The sequence below is a fragment of the Bacteroides sp. RTP21281st1_H5_RTP21281_210402 genome, assembly GCF_040918965.1.
GTDB classification, from domain to species: domain Bacteria; phylum Bacteroidota; class Bacteroidia; order Bacteroidales; family Bacteroidaceae; genus Bacteroides; species Bacteroides congonensis.
The window spans coordinates 398,816-418,924 of sequence record NZ_JBCOWR010000001.1 but is presented as its reverse complement, the minus strand read 5'-3'; the positions used below and the strand labels follow the sequence as shown (position 1 = coordinate 418,924).

Genomic DNA, 20,109 nt, shown 5'->3' with positions numbered 1-20,109 from the left:
TTATGAAGAAAAAAGTTTTATTTATAGACAGAGACGGAACGCTGGTTATTGAGCCGCCAGTTGACTATCAACTCGACTCTTTGGAGAAATTGGAATTCTATCCGAAAGTATTCCGTAATTTGGGCTTTATCCGTAGTAAACTCGATTTCGAATTTGCAATGGTCACCAATCAGGACGGACTGGGTACATCATCCTTTCCGGAAGAAACATTCTGGCCTGCCCATAACCTGATGCTTAAAACATTGGAAGGCGAGGGAATTACTTTTGATGAAATACTGATAGACCGTAGTTTCCCTGAAGATAATGCGCCGACACGTAAACCACGTACCGGAATGTTGACGAAATATCTGAATAATCCTGAATACGATCTGCCTGGAAGTTTTGTTATCGGTGACCGTCCTACAGATGTGGAACTTGCCAAAAATCTGGGTTGCCGTGCCATCTATCTACAAGATTCAACAGAAAGTCTGAAAGAAAAAGGACTGGAAGACGTTTGCGCTCTCGCCACAACAGACTGGGATCAGATAGCCGAATTCCTGTTTGCCGGTGAGCGGAAAGCGGAAGTACGTCGCACAACTAAAGAGACGGATATATATGTAGCTCTGAACCTTGATGGAAACGGTACTTGCGATATTTCCACTGGTCTTGGCTTCTTCGACCATATGCTCGAACAGATTGGAAAACACTCCGGTATGGATTTAACGATTCGTGTAAAAGGAGACTTGGAAGTAGACGAACATCATACTATCGAAGATACTGCTATTGCTTTGGGAGACTGTATCTATCAGGCTTTGGGCAGCAAACGGGGAATTGAACGTTATGGATATGCTTTGCCGATGGACGATTGTCTTTGCCAGGTATGCCTGGATTTTGGTGGCCGCCCCTGGTTGGTATGGGATGCGGAGTTCAAACGCGAGAAGATAGGGGAGATGCCGACTGAAATGTTCCTACATTTCTTTAAGTCATTGAGTGATGTCGCAAAAATGAATCTGAACATCAAGGCTGAAGGGCAGAATGAACATCATAAGATAGAAGGAATCTTTAAAGCATTAGCCCGTGCTTTAAAAATGGCACTCAAAAGAGATATCTATCATTTTGAGCTTCCATCCAGTAAAGGTGTGCTTTGAGTAAATACGAAAATTTATGCAGAAACGAATCTTGTTGATCCTGTTTTTAGGAATCATTTTCTCTGTCTCTGTTTTCAGCCAAAACCTGAAAGCAGAGAAGGTTATTCTTCCTGATAGTGAACTGGCCAATTTGTATAAGATAGATTCGGGAGTATATCGTTCGGAACAGCCTTCATCTGTTGATTTTAAAGCTCTTGAAAAATATGGAATCAAAGAGTCCCTAAATCTCCGTAACAGGCATAGTGACGATGATGAAGCGGCAGGTACAGCCGTGAAACTTCATCGGGTAAAGATGAAGGCGCATTCAGTCAGTGAGGAGCAATTAATAAGGGCATTGCGTATCATAAAGAACCGTAAAGCGCCAATTGTAATCCATTGTCATCATGGTTCCGACCGTACAGGAGCTGTTTGTGCGCTCTATCGCATTGTATTTCAGAATGTCTCCAAAGAAGATGCAATTCACGAAATGACTGAAGGAGGTTTTGGTTTTCACCGTATTTATAAAAATATAATTCGAAGAATCAAAGAAGCGGATATAGAGCGAATAAAAAAAGAGGTGATGCAATAATTCAATTGACTGTATGATTTAGTCGAATCATAAGGAAGAATTAGAAACTTCTATGGCATGAATTAATGTTTTCTCCTCATCTATTAGCTAATTCAACAGCTAGTATTATCCTGTTGCACTTGTGTAACGGTGCAAATGGACTTGAGCAACTAGCCGGACAGACTTGTGTAACTCTTCAGTTGCACAAGTCTGTCCGACTAGTTATTCATAAAAGATGGTAACGCTCTGTAATATAGTATGTTATATGAAAAATGCAGTTTTTCTCTCCAAAAAGTCAAAAACAACCGCATGTTTTTTGTGAACTTTCCTTAAAATGAGCCTATTTTTAGACTTAAATACTTGATATATAGCGCTGTGACATTTTTGTTTTTCCCCCTATAATACTTAAAATAAATACAAAAATGTCGCAAACAAAAATACCTGCCAAAATAAACTGTCTATCAAGAAGATTATAAGTTCTCTATTTCTTTAAGCCACATAGCTGAACTGGCATCACTCGGCATTCGCCAATCCCCTCTCGGACTGATAGAAATACTACCGACTTTCGGTCCGTCAGGCAGGCATGAACGTTTGAACTGCTGATTGAAGAAACGACGGAAGAAAATGGATAACCATTTCTTAATTGTCTCTTCGTCATAACAGTCTTTGAATGCGGCACTTGCCAGGTAATAAATCTTGGAAGGACGGAAACCGAAACGCAGGAAATAATAAAGAAAGAAGTCATGCAGTTCGTAAGGGCCTACCAAATCCTCGGTCTTTTGCTTGATTTCTCCATTTTCATCTGCCGGAATAAGTTCCGGGCTGATAGGAGTGTCTACTATATCAAGTAGTGTAGCTTTAGAATCCTCATCCACACCATTTTCTGCCACCCATTGTACCAGATATTTCACGAGCGTTTTAGGTACGCTTGCATTGACACCGTACATAGACATATGGTCACCATTGTAAGTCGCCCATCCCAAAGCGAGTTCCGATAAGTCTCCTGTACCTATTACCATTCCCCAAGTCTGGTTGGCAACATCCATTAAAATTTGCGTACGTTCGCGTGCCTGTGAGTTTTCATAAGTGACATCATGTACGTTTACATCATGGTCTATATCTTTGAAATGCTGGATACAGGCATCTTTGATACTGATTTCACGGATAGATATGCCTAATGACTTCATCAAGTCAATAGCATTATGATAAGTCCGGTCAGTCGTTCCGAAGCCGGGCATTGTAATTCCGAGAATCCCTTTTCTTGATAATCCCAGTTTGTCGAAAGTCTTCACGCAGACTAGTAAAGCCAATGTTGAATCCAGTCCGCCGGAAATGCCTACTACAGCAGTCTTGGCTCCGGTATGGACGAGCCGTTGTGCCAGTCCTGCCACTTGAATGGAAAAAACTTCTTCACAATGTTCATTTAACTCATTGCCCTGCGGTACAAAAGGATGAGCATTGAAGTTCCGGGTTAAAGTCAGCTCTTTACTATTCACAAATTCCGTTGCGATAGAAACCGCCTTTTTGCCTTCGAAATTAGCTTGGTTGGCAGCGAAAGTCGTATTGATTCTACGTTCTGCGCGTATGCGTTCCACATCAATCTCGCTGATTATAAGTTGTTCTTCCATACTGAATCGCTCGCTACGTGCAAGAAGACTACCATTTTCGTAAATCAATCCGTTTCCGGCAAAGACTACATCTGTAGTAGACTCTCCGAAACCGCAAGATGAAAATACATATCCTGCGATACAGCGTGCAGATTGCTGGCTGATAAGAGAACACAGATAATTATGTTTTCCGATACCCTCATTATCTGCCGACATATTAAATAGAATTTCCGCTCCTTGCAATGCAAGTGAAGAGCTGGGTGGAATTGTAGCCCAGAGATCTTCACAAACTTCAATTCCGAAAGTAGTATCTGAAGTTTCAAAAAGCAGGTTAGCCCCTATAGGAACAATCTGTCCGCACAAACGTACATTATCAGTTGTAAGCTGAAGGGCGGATGTGAACCAACGTTGTTCATAGAACTCTTTATAGTTGGGCAGATAAGTCTTGGCTGCAACACCCAATACTTTTCCTTTCTGAATAACTACCGCACTATTGATAACCGTAGAATTGGCAACTACCGGCATACCGACAATAGAAATGATGTCCAATTGGCGTGTATTATTCAGGATCTGCATTAATCCCATTTCAGCCTCTTCCAACAAAAGTTGTTGACCGAATAAGTCACCGCAAGTATATCCGGTAATACTCATTTCCGGGAAAATAATGATTTGCACTCCTTTTCCTTCAGCCACTGCAATCAGACTTTCTATTCTCTCTACATTGAATTTACAGTCAGCCACTTTTATATGTGGCACGGCCGCTGCTACTTTCACGAATCCGTAGTTCATCTTATACCTTATTTATATATAGTGGGTGCAAAAATAGGAAAATAGTTTTGAATATTTATCTTTTCTATAGTGAATCCTTTCTATGGGGTATTTTACATCACTAGTGCTACTGTTGTTTAAACAATTAAATGAATTGTCAAAATGAAAGTTAATATTCTATTTGTTGAATAATTATTCTTTTGCTTGTTCCTCAATTGGTTTGTATATACTTAAATATGTGACAAAAAGATATATGTGGAAATTTAGTATAAAATATGCGACATTTTGTTTCTTTTATTTAACTATAATATTTATATTTGTAGCGAAAAAGAACATATTTAGAAATATATAGCACTTAAACAGGACAAGTAATATTAGTGTTTAATTTATAACTTAGGAGAGCAGATGGTCATACATTTAATTCACACAGCGGTAACACGAAAAATCTATTTGGATATTTGGCGTAATATTAAGAATTTGCCAAGTTAGTATTCCCTATTTTGTTTTTAGAGAAAATATCCTGCCCAAGGTCAAAAAAAAGTTATGCTTTGAGAGTTGACCTGTGGGAGAGGAGCGTATTATTATTTCTTGAGTGAAAATGGAATACGCGTATTTCACTTGTAGACAAATCTATAAAATAAATCAATTTCATTAATTTTAATTTAAGTATCAAAGATGAGAAAATCAATTCTCTTGTTTGTACTCTTTACTCTGACGAATATCCCCCTGTTGCTTTTCGCACAGGGCGGATATCAGGTAAAAGGACACATCATTTCGGCGGAAGATAACCAGCCGATGATCGGTGTGTCCGTTTTGGAGAAAGGTACAACAAACGGAGTAATTACCGATATAGATGGTAATTATACTCTTGAGATTAAGGGGACAGCAAGTGTTACTTTGTTGTTTTCTTATGTCGGTATGCAATCTCAACAACATGTGGTCAATGCTAACACTGGCACGTTAAACATTCGTTTGCTTTCAGACGCAGCGTTAATAGACGAAGTGGTGGTAGTAGCGTATGGTACACGTAAGAAAGGAACGATTGCCGGTGCCGTATCTACTGTAAAGGCTGAAAAAATGGAAAATGTACCTGCGGCCGGTTTTGATCAGTCGTTGCAAGGACAGACTCCCGGGTTAACGGTAATCTCTAATTCGGGAGAACCAAGTAAGGCAGCTGTTTTTCAGCTTCGAGGTACCAATTCTATCAATTCGGGTACATCTCCGTTGTTTATATTGGATGGTGTACCTATTTCCAGCGCTGATTTTAATACAATCAGTCCGGGCGATATAGAGTCTATCTCTGTGTTGAAAGATGCTTCATCAACCTCTATTTACGGTGCCCGTGCAGCGAACGGTGTGGTAGTAATTACTTCCAAACGTGGTTTGGCTATTGACAAGGCAAAAGTAACCATGCGTGCGCAATGGGGTTTTTCACAATTGGCTTCAGATGACAATTGGGTAGTGATGAATACTCCGGAACGTATCCAGTTTGAAAAAGAAATAGGTTTAGATACGGGAAAGGATTATAACTTGTTGTCTCGTACGGATGTAAATTGGCTAGATGAAGTATTTAATGATCGTGCTCCTTTGCAGAGTTATGAATTGTCAGTTAATCGCGCCACCGACCGCTTGAATTATTTTGTTTCCGGAGGATTCTATGATCAGGAAGGTATTGCACAAAGCTCAAATTTTCGTCGCTATAATATGCGTGCCAATGCGGAAGTGAAAGCTAGCAACTGGTTAAAAATAGGCACTAATACGATGATGGCATACGAAGAAATAGCACAGGCTGAAGAGGGAGAACCGGCGCTTTATACACCTATTTCCGGCTCTCGTTTTATGTTGCCTTACTGGAATCCTTATAATGCTGACGGCTCTTTGGCTTCCGAAAACGATGGAACCTGGACAGGAACCGGACAGAACCCGATAGAATGGATGGCGAATAATCCTGTAAAATATGAAAAATACAAATTATTGTCTACTGTTTTCGCGGAAGTTACTCCGATTAGGGATTTAACCATTCGTGCACAGTTTGCTGCAGATTATGCACATTCTACAGCTTTCATGCAATCTTTCCCGAGTTACATAATTAATAATAAATCAGGTAAGGCCGGACGTAGTTCATCTGATATTCTTAGTTTGAGTGAAACTCTTACAGCCAATTACCGATGGGCTTTGAATGACAATCATTCATTGAACTTTTTGTTGGGACAAGAAGGTATAGACTATCGTTCAACCGGATTTCAGGTAACTACACAAGGACAGAATAATGACCGTCTTACCAACCTGCTTTCCGGAACTCGTGCTATCTCGTGGCCGGATTCAAATAGTGCTTATTCATACTTGTCTTTTTTCTTTCGTGGAGAGTATAACTATAAAGAGTTATATTATGCGGAAGTTGCTGCACGTACAGATGCTTCTTCCCGTTTTGGTAAAGACCACCGTTGGGGAATGTTCTGGTCGTTAGGTTTTATGTGGAATATCAAGAATGAGGCTTTCCTTAAAGACATAGAATGGCTCACGACCGCACAGATTAAGTTAAGCACAGGTACTTCAGGTAATTCGGAAATTCCTTATTATGATCATTTGGCGCTGGTTTCCGGTAATGCTAACTATAATGATGAAGCCGGTATATATCCTACACAAAGTGGGAATGAAGAATTAAGCTGGGAACAAACTTGGGCAAACAATATCGGTTTAAGTTTGAGCTTTTTCAATAGAGCCAATTTGAACGTCGATTTTTATCATAAAAAGACTACTAATATGTTGATGTTAGTTCCTCAATCGTATGCTATTACTGGTGTCGGTAATCGTTGGGACAACATTGGCGCTATGATGAATCGAGGAGTGGAAATTGCAATTGACGGAGATGTAATACGTACAAAAGACTTCACCTGGAATCTGAGCGCAAACGTATCCTACAATAAGAATAAACTATTGGAACTGTATAATGGCGTGGAAGAATATGTAAACTCCACTACCGGATTGAAATACGTAGTAGGACATCCCGTTCATGAGTATTTCATGAACCGTTATGCAGGAGTGAATCCGGCCAATGGGGACGCTTTGTGGTACACAGCGGATGGAGAACTGACAACAGAATATCGTGAAGAAGACAAAGTAATGACTGGTAAAACTTTTGACTCCCCTTGGGCAGGCGGCTTTGGCACAACCCTAATGTGGAAAGGGCTTTCATTATCAGCTCAGTTCAGTTGGATGGCTAAAAGATATGTGATGAATAATGACCGCTTCTTCGAAGAAAGTAACGGACTTTATAGTGCTTACAATCAATCAAGAAGACTATTGTATGATCGTTGGAAAAAACCGGGCGACATTACGGATATTCCCCGTTACGGAGTGACGGCTCAACTTGATGACCGTTTTCTTGAGAACTCTTCATTCCTTCGTTTAAAAAACTTGACGCTAGCTTATGCGCTTCCGCAATCATTGTTGAGCAAAACTCATTTCTTCACGTCAGCACGTGTTTATTTGCAGGGACAGAATTTGTTTACTTGGACAGGTTTTACAGGACTTGATCCGGAAGTGGCATCTAATGTGTATAGAGCACAATATCCAGCTTCACGTCAGTTTACTTTGGGTATTGACATTTCATTCTAATAGTATAATAAAGAAAGATGATTAAGAAATTTAAATTATATATCCTGATGGCTGCTGTGGCTCTTTCCGCCACTTCCTGTTTGGATAAGATGCCGGAGGACTCTATACCTTTTGATGATGCCATTCAAACGGTGGATGATGTAAATCTGGCAGTTATCGGTATTTACGACGCATTCAAGAATAGTGCTCTGTATTCCGGTAATCTCACCATACTTCCTGATTTGCAGACCGATCTTGTGTATGGTATCAACGGAAATACGAATACATACGGAGATATTTGGCGCTGGAAAGACATTCTGGCAACAAATACAAGTATCGAGGCTGTTTATGCCGGACTTTATGATGTGATCAATCGTTGTAACTTTATGCTCGACCGTGTAGACGGAGTGAGAAATAATACAACCGATGATAATGATTTGGACAAGCTCGACCAGTATTGTGGTGAAGCTTATTTTGCCCGTGCGCTTGCTTACTCTGAATTGGTGAAGCTTTTTTGTAAAGCCTATGAAAGTGATGAAGATGCTGCTAATCAGTTAGGGGTTATCTTGACGAAACATTATCAAGGCGACGAAGAAATGAAACGTTCTTCGTTGAAAGCTTCATATGAGTTTATTCTTGAAGATCTTGACCGGGCAGCTAAGTTGCTGGAGTTGGATAAAGATTATGATCCGTCTGTTGATGTGGCTTTGTTTAATAATGCTACATACTTTAATGAATATACTGTATATGCTTTACGTGCACGTGTTGCTCTTTATATGAGGAAGTGGGATGAAGCTATCAAGTACTCCAGTAAAGTTATAGATAGCGGATACTATCTGTTGGCTAGTTGTACTCGTGCAATTTCATCCGGAGTCAGTTATTATAAGTATATGTGGACAAATGACATGTCTACAGAAGCTATTTGGAAAGTGGGTTTTACCGTCAATTCTTATGGAGGCAAACTGGGATTGATTTTCTTAAATTACGATCATGTGAATTATCGTCCGGACTATGTTCCGGCCAGTTGGGTGCTCAGTGCTTATAATATGAATGATTTGCGTGCCTCTACTTTCTTCGAATCGCATACTACCAGTTTTAGCCATCATCTTTCATGGCCTTTGCTGGTCAAGTATGCCGGCAATAAGGATTTTATTGCTGCTAATATTCTTCATGTTTCCATGCCTAAAGTTTTGCGCCTGTCAGAACAATATCTGATACGTGCTGAGGCTTACGTACAAAAGGAACAGCCTGACTATAACCGTGCAGGAAAAGATATCACAACACTGCGTACCGCGCGATATTCCTCTTATGGCGGATCAACCCCAATGAGTGAGTCTAATGCAATGGAGGTCATCGAATCCGAACGCGTGAAAGAACTTTATATGGAAGGTTTCCGTCTTCATGATTTGAAACGCTGGCACAAAGGATTCGAGCGCAAGCCGCAAGACCAGTCTTTGTCAACTGGTGACAGATTGAAGGTAGAAGCGGACGATCCCTTATTTGTGTGGCCGATACCGCAACATGAATTGGATGCTCCCGGATCGCAAATAGAGCCGAATGAAAGTAATAAATAAGATTAAAACATACGATAATGAAGAAATTATTAATAGGATGTATGGCAGCCGTTGCTGCTCTGATAGCTTTCTCCGGATGCGATCAGGACAAGGTGGTGTACAGCGGGCCCAATTATCTTATGTTTTCTGACACGCTTTATACTTATGCCGTGCAAGAAACCAATGAGATATTCAATGTGCCTGTTTCTGCCACTGTGCCTGCCGACTATGACCGCACTTTCGGTGTCGAAGTCATAGATAAGGAGAGTAATGCTGTTGAAGGAAAGCACTACAAAATCTTGTCGAATACCGTTACTATAAAAGCGGGTGAAATGAGTGCTGATATTAAGGTACAAGGTCTTTATAAGAGTATAGGTATTACAGATTCGCTAGGATTCGCTTTGCGGTTGGTAATCCCTGATACTGAACAATGGGGTTTGTACAAGAACGAAACAAAGGTCGTGATGCAAAAGATTTGTCCGTTTGATATCAAAAACTTTAGGGGGTATTGCAAAGTGACTTCCAGCTATTTGTCTTCAGACTACTATCCGAAGAAAGCAGATTTGCGACTGGTGACTTCTGATATTGTGGAAGGTAAAGAAAACACGATTGTAGTTCATGGACTCTATTTTGACGGTTATGATATGGAAATAAAGTTCAATAGGAAAGATGTTTTAGAACCTCTTGTTGAAATGGAAGAACAGATTTGTGGCTCTACCGGAGAGGCGTTCAATACGATTCATGGCGATGGTAAGTTACGGTTAAATCAGCCTACAGCTTATACTTCTTTCTATAGTACAAATGAGAATTTTATCTTGCAGTATGTTACTATGAGTGTAAATAATAAAGACGGCTCATACTACGGTACAGTAGGAACGTTCGTCAATATACTCGAGTGGATAAGCGAAGCGGAAGCTGAAAAATTAAAAGAACAAGGATATTAAAAAATAGCAATAGATAAAGATATGAAAAAGTTTAGTTTAAAACCACTAGGAGATTCGTGCATGAAGACATTATGCAAGAGTGGGCTCTTTATTGGCTTACTTATGGCTTTCTGCCTTGCGGCATGTTCGGATGACGATGACAATGCAGTGACTCCGATATTTCCGGAGAAACAGAATCTCATCTGCAATTCTAATGATACAAGAGAGTTTACTTTTGTTGCTAATACGAACTGGAGTTTATCTTCTTCTGCCATTTGGTGTAAGTTCAAAACTGATGATGAAGAAGAATTTGTTCTGTCCGGTACGGCTGGTACGCAGACGGTAACTCTTGTGATCACTGATGATAATATGCAGGTGGGTAACATTAGTGTAGCTAAATTGGAGCTGACAATGGGTGGTCAGACGATTGTAATCGGTGAAGTGACCCGTTCGGAAGTAGATTATAAACTGAAGATATATGATAAGGAAGGTAATGATATCACTGAAAACGGAGTTCTTAAAGTAGGTTATCAGGAATATTTCCGTTTTGATGTGGAAGCAAACTTCCGCTTTGCTGCCACCAATTTGCCGGGATGGGTTGAATTGGAAGGTGGATCCCTTGTAGGTGCGGTTAATAAGAAAGTACAAGGTGGTTTGAGAATAATCGAGAACGAAAGTCGTGAAAAATATCCGGTTTCGGCTAGTGATGAAAACGTGATAACATTCTCTGATGAAGAGGGAAGATCATTCTATACTATCAGACTAGCTTATGAGGGTATGACACCAGGAAAGATGGAACTGAAACGCCCCTCAAGTTATGCTACAGATTGGGTTGTATCAATGGATGGAAAAACATTTACCCAAAAAAGTACAGGTGGTAGTACAGGTGAAGTAGTGGTGAAGAAGAGAATGCCATTTACAGTTAAGACTCTAAAAGATGATTTTGAAATTGTATTTCTAAGTGAAGGATGGGACGGTAATATCCATTTAAAAGGTTCTATGTACGATTTCTTTACTTATGAATGGGTACATTGTGAAAAGGATGAAGGAAATTTAAACTTAACTGTTGATGACTACATTCCGAACGCAATGAATGGTGACCCTGATGAAAGGAGTGGATATGTTCTAGCATTTTCACGCGCAGAATATGAAAAGATAAAAGATAATCTAGAGGAAGCTATTGTTGTAAATGGAGAAATAGATTATAAGTATGAGCAGAACAATCTTTTAATTGGATTTACTCAAAAAGAAGTGAAAGAAGAGCCTCAAAATAACAGTTTCAAGATAAAGAAAGGTGGTTGGGAAGAAGTCTCTCCAAGTAAAACTACAGAACAGTCTATTTTGGATTTCCTTCAAGGAAACTATATGCTTGATGAGGTTTATTCTATTTCAGCTAATGCAGGTGACTATTATTCGATTTATCCGTTGCTGTCCGAGAGCGAATGGGCAGGTGAAGCTTATGTTATTAATAAGAGAGATGAAGAAGTTACTGCATCGGTTGAAGTGTCAATGGATGGAGATGGAATGTATTTTGGGATCACTGTACCTGCTACCTTTAATGAAGAAATAATTATTGTTTTTAAAGGAACTGATTACTTCTTTAAAAAAGCGTTAGTTATTACTCCTGCCAATTAATTAACATAGCTATTTTAATAAATGAATCTACAAAAATTATACTCAATATACCTCTTACCCCTTATCGTCAGTATACTGACGATAGGGTTGGTAACTGGTTGTTCCGACGATGATGAGGCACTGCAAAGCCAGTATGGTTATGTGCAGTTCCGACTTTTCAAAAGCGCGTCGTTTGAAGGAACAACTACTCGTGCGACGGACAAACTCGAATCGCTGTCGAACGCACAGAAGATAAAGGTGGTAATGGAGCATAACGGTACAACCGTTTCGCAGACGTTACCTTTGAACGCATACAATGAAAACAATGCAGAATATGGTATGCGTAGTGAAAAATTGCAGTTGGTTGTCGGTACTTATAAAATTATCGGTTATTATCTGTATGACAAACTGGATGAAGTGCTGTTGGCAGGTCCTGGTGGAGATGATAATGAACTGAACGTTGTCAGTGGAGGCTTACAGGAAAAAGCATTGCTAGTAGACGCTGTTTCTCGCGGAACAGTAACTTTTAAGCTGACAAAAGAAGGATTGACTACTCGTGCGGCAGGTGAATACTTGTTTAGTGATATTCGTTTCATCAAAGTCACAGTGATGAATACCTTCAACCGTGTCACTACCGAACTGAAGGATATGAAAGTCACCTATAAAGAAGATTCTAAGGAACATGAGAATCCTGATAATCCTAATGACAAGTATATGGATATAGGGGTAGCGACCTGCGACTCTGCCGTATGGCTTCCTGCCGGAACTTATCAGGTAGTAGCTTACACCACTTATACAAAAAGCGGTAGTACAAAAAAGGAACTGGAAACGCAGCCCGTCAGAGGTGAACCTTTCATTGTGAAAGATAATGAGTTGACAGAAGATGCTAATGTGCCTATCCAATTGAAGGAAACTGCAGAGTATATCAAAGACTATAAAGCACTGAAAGAAATTTGGAAAGCTTTAGATGGTGAAAACTGGAAATATTATGGCGGTACAGTAGATAATTCTGTACGTAGTACGAACTGGAATTTCAATAAAGAAATAGACATGTGGGGTGACCAGCCCGGCGTTGATTTGGATAGCAATGGACGTGTTACCGGACTTTCAATCGCTGGATTCGGAGCCAAAGGTATTGTGCCTGATGCTATCGGACAGTTAACGGAACTAAGAACTCTGTCTTTTGGAACACATAGCGAAACGTTGAGCGGGAGATTGTTTGGCGAAGACGAGCTGACTCCGAATATGAGTGACGAACAGAAACAGCGGATACGTATGCATTATAAGAGGACATTCCTTGATTACGATCCGCGTCTGAATATGTCGCAACTTATACAAGATGCTATCAATAGGAATCCGAAAATGAAACCTATCAAGAAAAACAGTCGTATTACATTGAAGGATACACAAATAGGAACCTTAACAAACAATATTACGTTTGTTTCGAAAGCTATTATGCGATTGACTAAATTGCAGGCGCTGTTTTTTGCCAATTCGCCTTTCACTCAGGATGAAATTGCAACCGAATGGGCAGACAAGGATTCCGAATATGCCAAACAATATATGAATGAGGATCTGAGTTGGAGCAAAATGGAGTCATTGACGGATGTGGAACTGTATAATTGTCGTAATATGACCCGCCTCCCGGAATTTATATTTGATCTTCCAGATTTGCAGTTACTGAACATCGCTTGCAACAGAGGTATTGAAGCTTCCGATATATTGGCTGATTGGCAAAAACTGGCGGACGATGAAGATACAGGTCCGAAGATTCAGATTTTATATATGGGGTACAACAATCTGGAAGCATTCCCGCCACACGAGTCATTGAAGAAGATGGTGAAACTCGGCTTGCTGGATTGTGTTCACAATAATATCAATACATTGAATCCGTTCGGTACGGAAATTAAACTGACAACTCTTAAGTTGGATTACAATCAAATAGAAGAAGTTCCGGATGATTTCTGTGCGTTTACCGATCAGGTGGAAGGTTTGGGATTTTCACATAACAAGCTGAAGTATATTCCGAATATATTCAATGCCAAATCGGTATATGTAATGGGATCTGTGGATTTCTCGTACAATGAAATTGGTTCGGAAGGCAAAAACATAAATTGTGAAATGAGTGAGTTTAAGGGTATCAATGCCAGTACGATTACCTTATCCTATAATCAGATAGAGAAATTCCCGACAGAATTGTTTGCGTCAGGATCTCCTATTTCTACTATTGATTTAAGTAATAATAAAATGACATCGATTCCGAAAAATTCACTTAAACCGAAAGAAGGGAATTATAAGAATACGTATATGCTCACTACTATTGATTTACGTTTTAATAAGTTGACTAGTTTGTCTGATGATTTTCGGGCGACCACTTTGCCTTACTTGAGCAATATGGACGTGGGGTTCAACTGTTTCTCGAAGTTCCCGACACAACCGTTGAATAGTAGTCAGTTGCAGGCTTTCGGTATCCGTCATCAACGTGATGCAGAAGGTAACCGTACTTTGCGTGAATGGCCTACGGGTATTACTTCTTGTCCGAGCTTGATTCAATTACAAATCGGTTCGAATGACATCCGTAAAGTAACCGAAAAGCTGACCTCGAAACTTTGGATTTTAGATATTGCGGACAATCCGAATATATCTATTGATGTGACAAGTGTATGTCCTAATATTGAAGCTGGTATGTATGCACTTATATATGATAAGACGCAGGATATTCGCGGTTGTGATGCTTTGGGTATTGAACGATAATATAAAAGATACTATTAATGAAATATTTTAATAAAATAATATTAGGACTGATTCTTTGCACTGGATTCGTTTTATCGTGCAAGGATGATGATGGAACGGGAATCAATGGTATTTCGATAGATAAGGAAGAGATTACTATCGGTGCCGAAGGAGGAACAGAGAAGATATCCGTTTCATCTAATGAACAATGGGTGGCACGTGTGTCTGACCCTTGGATTGCTGTTTCACCGGCAAATGGGCTAGGCTCGGCAGATTGCGTTCTTGCCATAGACTCTACACTGGAAAATACTGCGCGCACGGCAAAGATACGCTTTTCTATGGACGGACGTGAATCTAAGTTGGTTACAGTTACGCAGTTTGGCTTCGGTAAGCAAATTCTAGTGAGAGAACCAGAAGTGGAAATTCCCAGTTCCGATACTCACAAGAAACGTCATTTCGAAACTACCATTTCTACGAATATTGAATTTGCGATCGATAAAGTAGATTATTCTTTTGCCGAAGAGGCTACAATGACCGCTGAGGAGAAAGAGGAAGCGGAGAGAGAACGTAGTGGTTGGCTGACATTGCCGAAGAAAGAGGATTTAAAGGTTGATCTTGACAGAGGTGCGCGTCCCCGTACTCTGAAGGTTGATTTTCGTTGGGGAATGAATGTGGCTCCTTATACCCGTGTGGCAAAAGTGCGTTTAGTTCCAGTGGATCCAGAGAAAGATCAATTAGTAGATGATAACGGTAATAAAATTGATGCTGTTGTGCTGACTGTAACACAGAAAGCTGCAATGAAAATTGAAGATAACCGTTCGGGAGACTCGTTGGCTGTAATTACTATCAATAGCAAGCTCCAGACTATGATGAGTTTTGATACCAGTGAAAGTATGATTAACTGGGATTTTGTGACACTTTGGGAAGCTACTGATAAAGAAATTAAGAATAACGAAGTTCCTGAGGATGCAATAGGACGTGTGCGTTCAGTAAGCTATGCCATGATTGATTTGCAAAGTGGTGATTCCATACCGAAGGAAATTCGTCATTTGAAGTATCTGGAATCGTTCTCTATTCAAAGCAATGCAAACCGACAGACACGTACAGTTCATTTGGGTGAGGAAATCTGCGGATTAGAATATTTAAAGAACCTCACTGCATTTTCTTTCGGAATAGAAGACTTCCCTGATGGCTTTGTTAAATTAGGTAAGAAACTGGAAAGATTAGATTTGGCCAGCAATAATTTCAAGAAATTGTCTGTGATTACTGAAAAAGTGAACCAGGATAATTTCCCAAATTTGAAATATCTGACATTGACCGGATGCCGTGCTACGGAAACGTTGAGCGATTTAAGTTTGATTGAAGGCACTAAATACAATGGTAGAGAGGTAGGCCTGTATGTAAATATCTCTAAAGGGCAATCGGAACGGGAAGCTTTCTTGAAATTGCTGACTTGGGATAATCTGCTTTCACTGCAAATGTCATACAATTTTATAGAAGGTGAACTTCCTACAGATGAAGAAGTAACTGAAGCTTTGAGAGCGGCTAACAAACCGTTGACTTATAAGGCCGAAGATTTCTTTACTAAAGAGGAATTGACAGCTATACCGTCTATATTTCAAAACAAGATATCAAAAGACACTTGCCAATGGTTGCTGACGACAGATCGGCCTGTGGAATATAAGAAAACTAAAACTACGGTAAACGGCCAGCAAATACCGCGTGTATTGCCATTCGCCCGTAATGTTCATTTTAATTTGAACTTCCTGACCGGTGCTGTGCCGAATTGGATTTTATTCCATCCTTATTTTGCATATTGGTATCCGGAAACCATGGTATTTAATCAACAGGAGAATGGCAAAAATTCAAGTGGAACTGTGGTGGGGTTTAGTAATGTGGATATGGTGAACTACGATTATTCTTATTATTATGGAAAAGAAGATCCGGGAGAAGAGATAGTTGTAGAAGGCGTGGCCTATCCGTTGTATTTCAGAAAATTCGTATTATCGGGTACAACAGACTAAGCTAATTGTGGCATAAATATCATTAACAAGAATAATTTAAAAAGGAACAATGAAGAAAAAATTCTTATATACAGTATTGTTTGCCATCACATTGGCTTCATGCTCGGAACAAGAACTTATTGAACAACCGTCTACCCCTGTGGGGGGGACGGAAGTTCAGCTTCCGACTGATGTCACTTCCGGTGAACTACTGATTAAATTCGATCCTCAAATGACAGATATTCTTGATCGGACTCTAAAGATAACGACAAGAAGTGGAGGAGCTATGACTCGTTCTGGTATTCCATCTACGGATGAAGTACTGGACATTTTGGGTGCATATCATTTTGAACGTATATTTCCGGTAGATGTTAAGAATGAGGAACGTACACGTTCTGCCGGCTTACATCTTTGGTATCGGGTAAGGTTCGATGAAAATACAGACTTGAGGGAGGCTGCCGGTCGTCTTGCTAAATTGGGTGAGATATCCAAAGTACAGGCCAATGGTCATATTAAACGTGCTTATAACACTAAAGGTTACAGAAGTTATATAAGCGAAGCTGCGTTACAGCAAAAATCAGCTACACGTGCTGTAACAGCAAGCAGTACATTCTCTGATCCCGGATTATCTTATCAGTGGCATTACATCAACAGTGGTGCTAATGAATTTGATAATAAAAATGGGCTTAATAATGGTTCGGAAGCTGGATGCGATGTAGGTTGTGCGGAAGCTTGGGAGAAATGTACTGGCGATCCTTCTATAATTGTGGCAGTGTTGGATGAAGGAGTGATGTATAATCATCCCGATTTAAGAGGTAATATGTGGATAAACGAAGGAGAAGAACTTTATGCCGGTATAGATAAAGATGGTAACGGATATAAGGATGACAAGTATGGATACAATTTCGTAAGTGATACAGGTATTATTTCGTGGATGGAGGCTGAGGATTCTGGACACGGAACACATGTTGCAGGAACTATTGCTGCTGTGAATGGCAATGGTGAAGGTGTTTGTGGTATTGCCGGTGGTAACGGTCAAGAAAATTCTGGAGTGAAAATAATGTCCTGTCAGGTCTTCTCTGGTATAAATGGTGTCACTTTGGATGCAGAAGCCAGAGCTATTAAATATGCTGCGGATAATGGTGCCGTTATTCTGCAATGTAGTTGGGGATATAACTCTTCCTTGGCTAATATGATTGAAGGATATTCTCCCGGACCGGGTTCGGAGGAGGAATGGGAAAATATGTATCCGCTGGAAAAAGAGGCATTAGATTATTTCATCAATAATGCCGGTTCTCCTAACGGAGTGATTGACGGTGGATTGGCAATCTTTGCTTCCGGTAATGAATATGCAGGGATGGCGGCATTTCCCGCCGCTTATTCCAAATGTGTATCAGTTAGTGCAGTAGCAGCAGATTTTACTCCCGCTTCTTATTCAAACTATGGTGAGGAAGTGACTATTTCCGCTCCTGGTGGTGATACGGAATATTATAATAAGGTAGGGCAGGATGATCCTGAAAGTTGGTCGGATGGAATATATTCTGGTTCTGTTCTTTCTACATGGATACAGAATGGTACGGCTACATACGGATTCATGGATGGTACGTCTATGGCTTGTCCGCACGTATCGGGAGTTGCAGCGTTGGGATTGTCATACGCTTATCAGCAACGTCGTCATTTCAAGGCTAGTGAATATGTGGAATTGCTTAAGACATCAACAAAGTCATTAGATAGTTGGTATGGTGGTGGAAGGATGAAAAAATATTATCGCAACCATCTATCTGTAGGTGCTTCTCTTACCCAAGTGAATTTGTCGAAATATATTGGTAAAATGGGAGCTGGCCTAGTAAATGCAGGAATTCTGCTTGACAATATTAAAGATAAGGGCTCGGACATGGTAGTACCTAATGTATATGTGGCTGAAGGTACAGTATCAACTCTCAATCTGGCTTACTACTATGTGAATGGAGAAAATCTGACTTATACTTGCACATCAAGCGATGCATCTATTGCTACAGTCACTGTTGAAGGTACGCAAATGAAAGTGTCCGGAGTAAAAAACGGTGCAACTCGCATTTTAGTGAAAGTAAGTAATGGAAATGAGCAGACCATAACAGTCACCGTTCGTAAGAATGCGAATGATAACGGTTGGATGTAAATTCTGATATTCAATGAAATCATTTACTCTGATACGGTTGTTTTTATTAAGTGTAGTTACTGGACATTGGCAACTGTTCGAAGCCCGGATTGACTGTTCGATTCTACAGGAGCGAATAGATTCACTTATAAATCCGCCGTTGTTGAAGCAGGCCGGACAAATACTACGTTTTGATAGGACTTTGTTAAATATCGGGACATTAACCGAAGATGATGCTCCGAAGACATATCGTTTCATGTGTACTAATCTTAGTGGTAAGACCTTGAATTTAACCCGAGTCAAAACGACTTGCGGATGCGTGGTTGCAGATATTCAATCTGGAGATATATTACCGGGGGGAACAAAGGTTATCGGATTGACTTACAATCCGAATAACCATCCTGGAACAATAGATGCAAATGCTTTCGTTTACTTGTCTCTTTCTGACGAAAAGCCTGTGGCACGACTCACATTAAGAGGTAATGTGCTACCCAGCGCAGATGAATGGGCGCGATATCCATATATAATGGGGAAATTGCGGCTCAAACAAAATCGGATGGAATTTAAAATTTCCGGAAAACGCTTGTCTGAACGAATCCTCTGTGGTAATAGCGGAGAGCAAGAGTTGCGTTTGTCAGCTTCCAGTGTCCCCAAGTTTGCAACTTTTCGTACGGAACCGGAGGTTATCAGTCCAGGGGGAGAAGCTGATGTCGTGGTTACGATAGATGCGTCACAGATTCCTTCGGGAAAAGGCAGTTCGTTTACCTTTTCTATTATAATAGAAGGAATAGACGTACCGCAGTCTGACCGTATATTGAATATTAGAGTAAATCGTATTGAGTAATGAAATAAATAAAAGAAAATATGAAGAATATACTTAATTTGATGGCATTATTCGCCTTCGTACTTTGTTTTACTTCTTGTGATGATGACGAGAAGATGGACATTCCGACACTGCCGGTTACTCCGGCTAACTTGAATGGGACATGGCAACTTGCCGAATGGAACGGACAATCTATTGCCGAAGGTACATATTGTTACATAACTTTCAATCGCAAGGAGCAAACTTTTGAAATATACCAGAAGTTTGACAGCATGTACGCGCGTTATATCACCGGTGATTTCAGCATAGAAAAAGATCCTTATTTAGGATATGTGATTAGTGGCGAATATGATTTCGGCAATGGTGAATGGAATAACGACTACATCGTAACCGATTTATTGGAAACCGGTTCTATGATTTGGACTGCGAAAGATGATGCAGGAGATGTGTCTAAATATGTTCGTTGCGACGGAGTTCCTTCTAAGATTGTAGAAGAAGCTAGAGTTGATACGGATAACTAAAAGCTGACTTACGAAAAAAAGGATTCACTCCATTCATTGAATGATGTGAATCCTTTTTTATATATACTTAAACCTTACATCTCAGAAGTTTGCTCAATATTGTTATAAAAAAAATCATGAATTATTTGGAAATAAGATAAAGGGGAACTATCTTTG

At 40.1% G+C, this 20,109-nt stretch carries 12 protein-coding genes; 11 read left to right on the top strand and 1 reads right to left on the bottom strand.

What is annotated here, in order from left to right:
• Nucleotides 1–2: 2 nt before the first annotated feature.
• On the top strand, nucleotides 3–1,127 hold the full coding sequence (hisB, locus tag AB5443_RS01735) for a bifunctional histidinol-phosphatase/imidazoleglycerol-phosphate dehydratase HisB (protein ID WP_022139549.1): 1,125 nt from the start codon (nucleotides 3–5) through the stop codon (nucleotides 1,125–1,127).
• Between the two features lie 16 nt (nucleotides 1,128–1,143).
• Nucleotides 1,144–1,695, top strand: a complete 552-nt coding sequence (locus tag AB5443_RS01730; RefSeq protein ID WP_022139548.1) for a dual specificity protein phosphatase family protein — start codon at nucleotides 1,144–1,146, stop codon at nucleotides 1,693–1,695.
• 449 nt (nucleotides 1,696–2,144) lie between these two features.
• Here the strand turns inward: AB5443_RS01730 and AB5443_RS01725 are convergent, their stop codons facing one another.
• A complete protein-coding gene (locus tag AB5443_RS01725; RefSeq protein ID WP_277130858.1) occupies nucleotides 2,145–4,070 on the bottom strand; it encodes an NAD(+) synthase in 1,926 nt (641 codons plus the stop codon).
• A 654-nt stretch (nucleotides 4,071–4,724) separates the two neighbouring features.
• Between AB5443_RS01725 and AB5443_RS01720 the strand changes: the two genes are divergently transcribed.
• From AB5443_RS01720 to AB5443_RS01680, 9 genes are read left to right on the top strand one after another with little or no spacing between them, the layout of a single operon-like run.
• Nucleotides 4,725–7,667, top strand: coding sequence for a TonB-dependent receptor (locus AB5443_RS01720; protein WP_277130856.1), 2,943 nt, complete (start codon nucleotides 4,725–4,727; stop codon nucleotides 7,665–7,667).
• A gap of 17 nt (nucleotides 7,668–7,684) precedes the next feature.
• A complete protein-coding gene (locus tag AB5443_RS01715; protein ID WP_195406946.1) occupies nucleotides 7,685–9,220 on the top strand; it encodes a RagB/SusD family nutrient uptake outer membrane protein in 1,536 nt (511 codons plus the stop codon).
• A 17-nt stretch (nucleotides 9,221–9,237) separates the two neighbouring features.
• Entirely contained in the window at nucleotides 9,238–10,143 is a 906-nt protein-coding gene (locus tag AB5443_RS01710) for a DUF4984 domain-containing protein (protein WP_195406947.1), read from the top strand.
• A 21-nt stretch (nucleotides 10,144–10,164) separates the two neighbouring features.
• A complete protein-coding gene (locus AB5443_RS01705; RefSeq protein WP_195406948.1) occupies nucleotides 10,165–11,757 on the top strand; it encodes a DUF5003 domain-containing protein in 1,593 nt (530 codons plus the stop codon).
• 21 nt (nucleotides 11,758–11,778) lie between these two features.
• Nucleotides 11,779–14,490, top strand: a complete 2,712-nt coding sequence (locus AB5443_RS01700) for a DUF4458 domain-containing protein (RefSeq protein WP_368113080.1) — start codon at nucleotides 11,779–11,781, stop codon at nucleotides 14,488–14,490.
• A 17-nt stretch (nucleotides 14,491–14,507) separates the two neighbouring features.
• A complete protein-coding gene (locus AB5443_RS01695; protein WP_368113079.1) occupies nucleotides 14,508–16,493 on the top strand; it encodes a BACON domain-containing carbohydrate-binding protein in 1,986 nt (661 codons plus the stop codon).
• A gap of 49 nt (nucleotides 16,494–16,542) precedes the next feature.
• On the top strand, nucleotides 16,543–18,630 hold the full coding sequence (locus AB5443_RS01690; RefSeq protein ID WP_368113078.1) for a subtilase family N-terminal domain-containing protein: 2,088 nt from the start codon (nucleotides 16,543–16,545) through the stop codon (nucleotides 18,628–18,630).
• Nucleotides 18,631–18,643: 13 nt separating this feature from the next.
• The gene (locus tag AB5443_RS01685) at nucleotides 18,644–19,453 is read left to right on the top strand and encodes a DUF1573 domain-containing protein (RefSeq protein WP_368113076.1); all 810 of its coding nucleotides are present in this window, start codon (nucleotides 18,644–18,646) and stop codon (nucleotides 19,451–19,453) included.
• Between the two features lie 20 nt (nucleotides 19,454–19,473).
• Nucleotides 19,474–19,953 carry a lipocalin family protein gene (locus tag AB5443_RS01680; protein WP_195406953.1) on the top strand — a complete coding sequence of 160 codons (480 nt, stop codon included), beginning with the start codon at nucleotides 19,474–19,476 and terminating at the stop codon, nucleotides 19,951–19,953.
• Nucleotides 19,954–20,109 lie beyond the last annotated feature (156 nt).